Here is a 7,028-nt window from a genome sequence, read left to right on the forward strand (position 1 = left end):
AACCGATCGGGCCGGGCTGTCGATGCCGACCGGATCTGCCCGCACACGACGCAACGCCGGCCGACCCATGGTCGACCGGCGTTGCGTTGTCCCTCATCGGTTTTCGGTTGTCACGCCCGGCGCATGTACGCCTTGACGGCCAGCGGGGCGAAGACGACGATCACCACCACCGCGCCGATCAGCGAGTAGGCCAGGTTGGCGCCGTAGATGTTGCCGTTCATCAGGTCCTGGGCCGCGTTGACCATGTAGTAGACCGGGTTCGCGTGGTTCAGGCCCTGCAGCCAGCCCGGCATCTTGCTCACCGGTGCCAGCGCACCGGACATGAACGTCAGCGGGAACATGATCATCATCGAAATGCCCTGCACGCCAGAGGCGCTCTTGCCGGTGACGCCGACGAGCGCCCAGATCCAGCTGACCGCGAACGAGCACACGATGATCACCAGTCCGGCCGCGACCACGCCGACGAAGCCGCCGCCGGGCCGGTAGCCGAGGGCCAGCCCGACCACCACGGTGAGCACCGTCGCGATGGTGTAGCGCACCATGTCGGCGATCAGCGCACCGGCCAGGGCCGAAATGCGGGCGATGGGCAGGGATTTGAACCGGTCGAAGACACCCTTGTCCATATCCTCGCGCAGCTGGGTGCCGGTGACGACCGAGGTCAGGATCACCGTCTGCACCAGGATGCCGGGAATGAGCGTCGGCAGGTAGTCGTGCACCGACCCGCCGATCGACCCGCCGAAGATGTAGGCGAACAGCGCGGTGAACAGGATCGGCTGGACCGTCACGTCGAACAGCTGTTCCGGATTGTGCTTGATCTTCAGCAGGCCGCGATAGGCCATGGTGAACGAGTTCTCCACGGTCTTGCGCACACTGATGTGGTTGCTGACCTCGGGAATGTTGACAGGTGCCGCGCGCCGCGGCGTAACTGGTGCGGTGATCGTCGTCATGCCGCGCTCCGTTCGGTGTCGTCGTCGGCCGGACGGCCGGTGATGGTGAGGAAGACCTCGTCGAGGCTCGGCTTGCTGACGGTGATCTCGTCGATGCCGATCTCCCACTCGCGCAGGCGAATCAGCAGATCGGCGGTCATCCCGGCATCCTGCAGCGGTGCGGTGAGCCGACCGGCCTCCGGCGTGCTCACGGCATCGACGCCGAGGAACTCGCTGACGATGCGACGCGCCTCGCCGAGCTGAGCCCGGTCGGTCAGGGTCAGGTGCAGTGACGAGCCGCCGACCGAGGCCTTGAGCTCGTCGGCGGTGCCGTCGGCGATCACCCTGCCGTGGTCGATCACCGCGATGCGATCGGCCAGCTGATCGGCCTCGTCCAGGTACTGCGTGGTGAGCAGCACCGTGGCGCCCTCGCGGACCAGCCTGCGGATGGTCTCCCACATCTGGGCGCGGGTGCGCGGGTCGAGGCCGGTGGTCGGCTCGTCCAGGAACAGCAGCGGCGGGGTCGCGATCAGGCTGGCGGCCAGGTCGAGCCTGCGCCGCATGCCGCCGGAGAAGTTCTTGAGCGGCTTGGTCGCCGCCTCGACGAGGTCGAACTCCTCGAGCAGGTCGGCCGCCTTGCGCCGGGCGTCGGTCCGGCCGAGGCCGAGCAGGCGGGAGAACAGGATCAGGTTTTCGGTGGCGGACAGATCCTCGTCGACCGACGCGTACTGCCCGGTGACGCCGACCAGCGACCGCACGGCCGTCGGTTCGGCGACCACGTCGTGGCCGAAGATGCGGGCGCTGCCACCGTCGAGCCGGAGCAGCGTGGCGAGCATCTTGATGGTCGTGGTCTTGCCGGCCCCGTTCGGTCCGAGCACGCCGTACACCGAGCCTTGCGGAACCGCCAAGCTCACACCGTCGACGGCGCGCTGTTCCCCGAACACCTTGACCAGCCCGTCCGCCTCGACGGCGAGTGCTGAAGTGGGTGCGAAAGAAGTCATGGCTACACGGTGCGGCCGACTTCTTGCACGGCCCTTGCACGACTATGACATGGCTCTTGCATCAGATGCAGAGAGGCGTAGCATCTGATGCATGCGGACGACGATAGATATCGACGCAGTCGTATTGGAACAACTTCGGCGTCGACAGAAACGGGAGGGAAAGACATTGGGGCAATTGGTTTCCGAACTGCTGGCCCGCGAACTCGCGAGGGACGAGCCGAAGCTCGTTGCCGATATCGCCTGGCCGAGTCAGAACCTCGGTGTCCGTGTCGATATCGAGGACAAGCACGCGCTGTACGCCGCACTGGATGCGGATGTCTGATGTCGCGAACCGTCGACACCAACATCCTGGTCTACGCCTCGGACAGCGGGTCTCCGGTCCACCAGCAGGCGTCCACGCTCATGCAAGAGCTACTGCGCGGCCCGGAACTGACGACTGTGTTCTGGCCGGTGCTGGAGAGCTACCTGCGGATCGTGACGCATCCGGCGATCTGCTCGTCGCCACTGCCGATCGCGATGGCGCATCAGGCGGTCGAGGCGGTGCTGGCGTCGCCGTCGATTCGGGTCGTCGCGGAAGGCGCGAACTTCTGGCGCTGCTATACCCAGATCGGTGGTGGGCGCGGCAATGACGTGCCCGATGCGGTGATTGCCGCACTGATGCTCGAGCACGGCGTATCGACGATCTATACCCGGGATCGGGACTTTCGGCGGTATCCGGCCATCTCGGTCCGCGATCCGTTCCCGGACCGAGTCGTGCACGGACAGCGCTGAACGGCGCTAGTGACTCGCGTCGGCGAGCAGCTTTTCGCGCAGCGTGGTGCGGTCGGGCTTGCCCGGGCCGCGCATGGGGATCTCGTCGACCAGCGTGAGCTCGCGCGGGGCGGCGATCGAATCCAGTTCGGCCACCACGTGTTCGCGTAGTTCGTCGAGGGTCGGCACCGCACCGGGGGCGGGTACCACCACGACCGCGACCCGCTGGCCGAGGCGTTCGTCCGGCAGGCCGAGCACCACGCATTCGCGGATGGCCGGATGGTTCATCAGCACGGCCTCGACGACCTGCGGGATCACCAGCAGGCCACCGGTCATGATCGCCTCGTCGAGCCGGCCGGTGATGCTCAGCCTGCCGTTGTCGAAGGTGCCCGCGTCCTCGGTGCGGAACCAGCCGGGCTCGGCGAAGGCCGGATTGTCCGGTTGGCCGCGGTAGCCCGAGGCGATCATCGCGCCGCCGAGCAGCACCCTGCCGTCCTCGATGCGTACCTGCGTGCCGTCCAGCGGGATGCCGTCGTACACGCAGCCGCCGCAGGTCTCGCTCATACCGTAGGTGCGAACGACGTTGATACCGGCCGCTTTCGCGCGCTCGTACACCGGAGGCGGGGTGGCCGCGCCGCCGACCAGGACGCCGTCCAATTGGGCGAGCGCCGCCGCGGCGACCGGTGCGTCGAGCGCCTTGATCAGCTGGGTCGGCACCAGCGCGGTGTAGCGCCGGTCGCCGCGCATACCGGACACGGCACCCGCCAGGGCCTCGGGCAGGAACCCGCCCGACACGTCGAGGATGGTCGGCTGGGTGCCCGCCAGGATGCTGCGCAGCAGGACCTGAATGCCCGCGATGTGATGCGTCGGCAGGGCCAGCAGCCAGCTGCCCGGACCGCCGAGCCGGTCGTGCGTGGCGGTGCCGCTGGCCCGCAGCGCGGCGGCACTGAGCATCGCGCCCTTGGGCACGCCGGTGGTGCCGGACGTGGTCACCACGAGCGCGACATCGTCATCGATCGTCTCGCCCGGAGCGAGCGCGTCACTGAGTCGCCTGGCCTCGCGGCGGTCGCTGGTGGGGATCGGCAACCACGCGGGCCCGCTGCCCTCCAACGCTTCTCGCAGATGGGGAAGGACCTCGCCCGCACCGGACCCGGTGGGCATAGGAAGTGTGCGAAGAGTGCGGCTCATGCGCGCACCCCGGCAACGCTCGGATGCCCGCCGGGCTCACTCACGACCCCACCTCGCCGGCGCTCGGCCCCATCGTTCCCAGAGGCACTGTGCCTACGGCTCGCCCACTGCGCTCGCTCACGGTAGCGATCGTGTCATGGCCGCGTCGCCGAACGCGGAACGGGTGGTCGGTTTGCTGGGGCGGCAGGAGACATGTGTGGCCGCCCCCAGGAAATGGGGCTCAGGTACGCCAGGCATCGAGACTGCGATTCACTCGTCGGACGGGTTACGCACGGCGGCCGGCCCGGACATCGGCGGTCGGGGGCCATCCGAGCGCAATCGTCCTCGTCGCGGCGGCCCTTGGCAACTCGGTCCACCGGCCGATCGCACGTGCGAATGTAAGGTCAGTCCGCTGACCTGCGCTCATCGCGGCGGATCGGATGATCCGGCGGTATCTCGACCAGCACGATCGGCACCCCGTCCGGGTCGCGCACCCACATTTCGATCAGTCCCCACGGCTCCTGAACGGGCGCCCGATCGATGGCGACGCCCTTCAGCGCGAGCTCCGCCGCGGCGTCCGCGGCGTCGCGCACCTGGAGCCAGATGGCCCCGTCGAACGCGGACGGCCGGCCCGATCCGCCGTGCGCGGCCACCTCCACCAGCGACTGTCCAGCGAAGAAGACCGTGCCGCCCGGATACTCCCGCGCGATGGCCAGCCCGAGCCCGTCGCGATAGAAATCGAGCGTGCGCGCGTAGTCGGCAGGCCGCAAAATGATTCGGCTGCTGAGGATGTCCATGTCAGAAGTACCAGGGGTACGGAGTCCAGTCGGGCTTGCGCTTCTCCAGGAAGGCGTCGCGGCCCTCGACGGCCTCGTCGGTCATGTAGGCCATCCGCGTCGCCTCGCCCGCGAACAGTTGCTGGCCGACCAGCCCGTCGTCGAGCAGGTTGAACGCGTACTTCAACATCCGTTGCGCCTGTGGGGATTTGCCGTTGATGTCGGCGGTCCAGTCCAGCGCGACGTCTTCCAGTTCGGCATGGTCGACGACCTTGTTCACCGCGCCCATCTGGTGCATCTCCTCGGCGGTGTACGGGCGGCCGAGGAAGAAGATCTCGCGGGCGAACTTCTGGCCGACCATCTTCGCCAGATAGGCGCTGCCGTAACCGCCGTCGAAGCTGCCCACGTCGGCGTCGGTCTGCTTGAAGCGGGCGTGCTCCCGGCTGGCCAGGGTGAGATCACAGACCACGTGCAGGCTGTGCCCGCCGCCCGCCGCCCAGCCGTTCACCAGCGCGATGACCACCTTCGGCATGAACCGGATGAGTCGCTGCACCTCGAGGATGTGCAACCGGCCCGCGCGGGCCCGGTCGACGGTGTCCGCGGTGTCGCCGCTGGCGTACTGGTAGCCGTTGCGGCCGCGGATGCGCTGATCGCCGCCGGAGCAGAAGGCCCAGCCGCCGTCCTTCTCGCTCGGGCCGTTGCCGGTGAGCAGCACCGCGCCGACGTCCGAGGTCATCCGAGCGTGGTCGAGCGCCCGATAGAGTTCGTCGACCGTATGCGGGCGAAACGCATTGCGCACCTCGGGACGATCGAAAGCGACACGGACAGTGCCCTGTTCGATGTGCCGGTGGTAGGTGATGTCGGTCAGATTCTCGAACCCGGGGACGGGTCGCCACAACTTCGGATTGAACGTCACGCCAGTGATTATTGCCCTTGGCTCTGAGTTGGCTGATCCGGTGTGTGGAACTGCCACGACTTGACGGTGTAAAACTAGGCGTTACCGTGCATATATGAGTGATGCAGTGAAACCGGTTATCGATCGCAGCGCGGTCGATGAGTCCCGGTACGAGAAGCACGGGGGATTCCCGAAGGTGTCCCGCGCGAAGATCGGGCGCAATTTCGGCCCGTTCGTCGAGGCGATGCGGACGCTGCAGGATCTCGCGGTTTCGGTAGACGCGCCCGACGAGGTGTTCGGCGACGCGCTCGACGAGGCCAATCAACTCATCGCGCTGCTCGAGCCGCACCGTGCGCCCGAGCTCCAGGGACCAGCGGGCCGCGCCGTCGAATTGCCCGGCCGCGGAAGCCTTCTGCTGCTGCCGTGGCAGGTGGTCGAGGCGGGTCCGGACGGCATCCGGATGACCGGTGAGTTCCGCCGTTTCCATCTCGGCGGCAACGGCGCGGCGCACGGCGGCGTGCTGCCGCTGCTGTTCGACGATCTGCTCGGCATGATCGTGCACTACGCCGGACGGCCGATCAGTCGCACCGCGTATCTGCATGTGAACTATCGCAAGATCACTCCGCTGCAGACGCCGCTGACGATTCGCGGTCGTGTCGATCGCACCGAGGGGCGTAAGACCTTCATCACCGCCGAATTGCTCGATGAGCAGGGCAATCTGCTCGCCGATTGTGAAGGATTGATGGTGCAGTTGCTGCCGTGGCAGCCTTGAGCCGGTGAGTGCCGCGACCAGTTGCGCGAGGATGCGTATAGTTGCGCCTGCTCGTTCATCGAAACCTATTCCGGAGGACCTGAAAGTGGTTGCAGCACTGTCTGAATCCCTGCTCGACGACGCCAAGCGCCCGGCTTTTCTTGCCGATGCCGTCGAGGTTCTTGATGCCGAGGTCTCGGACAAGGGTGGTGCGTCCGGCCTGGCTGTGAAGGGTGGCTACGCGGCGGTCAAGAAGATCAGCCCGTCGATCGTGCCGGACGCGCTGGCGTCGTTGGCGCCCAAGCTCGTTGCGCAGCTGGACCCGTTCTGGCAGGAATTCGCCGCAACGGGGTCGGGCACGTTCGGCGATCTGCTGGTCGCCAAGTCCGACCAGGTCGCCGAGGCGTTGCTCTCGGTCACCGACGCCCGCGCCGACGCGTCCACCCGGCCGGCGCTGAAGAAGGTCTACTCGTCGATGCGTTCGTCGGCGAAGAAGAACGTCATCGAGGCGCTGCCGCGCGTCGGCGACCTGATTCAGAAGCACGCCAACTGAATTAGCAGGCGATGATGTTGCACGTCGAAGGGCGCAAAGGCTCTGGCCGTCGATGTGCAACACCAAACCCATTGGCAAAACCGCCGGTTTCGAGCGAAGCGAGACCGAGCATTGCCCGTTCGCGGCCCGTCTCGTGGCCGAGTGGCCGCAGCGCCTGGGACGCAATGGCGAGTGGCGGCCCCGCGGCCCCCAGACACCCCGGGGGCCCG

The 7,028-nt window shown here is 67.3% G+C and carries 9 protein-coding genes; 4 read left to right on the top strand and 5 right to left on the bottom strand.

Annotated elements, in window-relative coordinates; genetic code table 11:
- Window positions 1-110: 110 nt before the first annotated feature.
- Window positions 111-947: an ABC transporter permease gene (locus tag ACFWF1_RS18560; RefSeq protein ID WP_379291123.1), complete on the bottom strand. Its 837-nt coding sequence runs from the start codon at window positions 945-947 to the stop codon at window positions 111-113.
- Window positions 944-1,927, bottom strand: coding sequence for an ATP-binding cassette domain-containing protein (locus ACFWF1_RS18565; protein WP_379291121.1), 984 nt, complete (start codon window positions 1,925-1,927; stop codon window positions 944-946). Before ACFWF1_RS18565 ends, ACFWF1_RS18560 begins: the two co-directional genes overlap by 4 nt.
- A 91-nt stretch (window positions 1,928-2,018) precedes the next feature.
- Here ACFWF1_RS18565 and ACFWF1_RS18570 point away from each other — a divergent pair, with 91 nt between their 5' ends.
- Together ACFWF1_RS18570 and ACFWF1_RS18575 are read left to right on the top strand one after the other, a co-directional pair.
- Window positions 2,019-2,249: an antitoxin gene (locus ACFWF1_RS18570; RefSeq protein ID WP_379291119.1), complete on the top strand. Its 231-nt coding sequence runs from the start codon at window positions 2,019-2,021 to the stop codon at window positions 2,247-2,249.
- A complete protein-coding gene (locus ACFWF1_RS18575; RefSeq protein WP_379291117.1) occupies window positions 2,249-2,698 on the top strand; it encodes a TA system VapC family ribonuclease toxin in 450 nt (149 codons plus the stop codon). Before ACFWF1_RS18570 ends, ACFWF1_RS18575 begins: the two co-directional genes overlap by 1 nt.
- A 6-nt stretch (window positions 2,699-2,704) precedes the next feature.
- On the opposite strand, the gene menE is transcribed toward ACFWF1_RS18575, so the two are convergent.
- The 3 genes from menE to ACFWF1_RS18590 all read right to left on the bottom strand — a co-directional run bounded on the left by menE (window position 2,705) and on the right by ACFWF1_RS18590 (window position 5,536).
- Window positions 2,705-3,865: an o-succinylbenzoate--CoA ligase gene (gene menE / locus ACFWF1_RS18580; protein WP_379291116.1), complete on the bottom strand. Its 1,161-nt coding sequence runs from the start codon at window positions 3,863-3,865 to the stop codon at window positions 2,705-2,707.
- A gap of 383 nt (window positions 3,866-4,248) precedes the next feature.
- Complete coding sequence (locus tag ACFWF1_RS18585; RefSeq protein WP_379291114.1) at window positions 4,249-4,641, bottom strand: VOC family protein; 393 nt, start codon at window positions 4,639-4,641, stop codon at window positions 4,249-4,251.
- A 1-nt stretch (window position 4,642) separates the two neighbouring features.
- A complete protein-coding gene (locus ACFWF1_RS18590) occupies window positions 4,643-5,536 on the bottom strand; it encodes a 1,4-dihydroxy-2-naphthoyl-CoA synthase (RefSeq protein WP_379291112.1) in 894 nt (297 codons plus the stop codon).
- A 94-nt stretch (window positions 5,537-5,630) separates the two neighbouring features.
- On the opposite strand from ACFWF1_RS18590, the gene ACFWF1_RS18595 reads away from it, so the two are divergent.
- Entirely contained in the window at window positions 5,631-6,287 is a 657-nt protein-coding gene (locus ACFWF1_RS18595; protein WP_379291110.1) for a PaaI family thioesterase, read from the top strand.
- A gap of 85 nt (window positions 6,288-6,372) precedes the next feature.
- On the top strand, window positions 6,373-6,819 hold the full coding sequence (locus ACFWF1_RS18600; protein WP_379291251.1) for a DUF6918 family protein: 447 nt from the start codon (window positions 6,373-6,375) through the stop codon (window positions 6,817-6,819).
- Window positions 6,820-7,028: the final 209 nt, after the last annotated feature.

The organism is Nocardia sp. NPDC060255, from assembly GCF_042727395.1.
Classification (GTDB): Bacteria; Actinomycetota; Actinomycetes; order Mycobacteriales; family Mycobacteriaceae; genus Nocardia.